This window comes from Salipiger sp. HF18 (assembly GCF_011806505.1).
Lineage (GTDB): Bacteria > Pseudomonadota > Alphaproteobacteria > Rhodobacterales > Rhodobacteraceae > Salipiger > Salipiger thiooxidans.
This window is the reverse complement of sequence record NZ_JAATOS010001001.1, coordinates 1-511: the sequence shown is the minus strand read 5'-3', so window position 1 is coordinate 511 and position 511 is coordinate 1. Positions and strand designations below refer to the sequence as shown.

The 511-nt window shown below is 68.3% G+C and carries 1 protein-coding gene; it reads left to right on the top strand.

Features of this window, described 5'->3' with window-relative positions:
* Positions 1 to 153 precede the first annotated feature (153 nt).
* Positions 154 to 511, top strand: a 358-nt coding sequence (locus HC022_RS28490) for an HAD hydrolase family protein (protein WP_167454589.1), incomplete at its 3' end; no start/stop codon positions are given.

The window sequence follows — 511 nt, the reverse complement described above, 5'->3', positions numbered from 1 at the left end:
CGCCAGCGCAACGCCTGACATGCGAACGCCCCGAAAAATGGCGAATTCCCGGGCGCTTACCCACTGAACGTCCGGGAATGTCGGAACGGCTGTTCCCACCGGCGCCGCATTCGGTCTAGGCTCGGATCAAAACGTCAAAGGGGGCAGTGGCAGGTGCGGCTCATCGTATTCACCGATCTGGATGGAACGCTCCTCGACCATGCGAGCTACAGCCATGCCGCCGCGGCCCCGGCGCTGGCGGCGCTGGCCGAGCGCGAGATCCCGCTGATCCTCGCCAGTTCCAAGACCGAAGCCGAGATCACGCAGCTGCACACCGAGCTCGGCCTCGGCGACTGGCCCATCATCGTCGAGAACGGCGCCCGCAGCCTGCGCCCCGGCGCCCCGGACGCCGACCGCGGCGACTATGCCCGGCTGCGCGCGGCGCTCGGGACGCTGCCGGAGGACCTGACGGTTCACTACCGTGGTTTCGGCGACATGAGCGATGCCGAGGTGGCCGAGGTGACCGGACTTC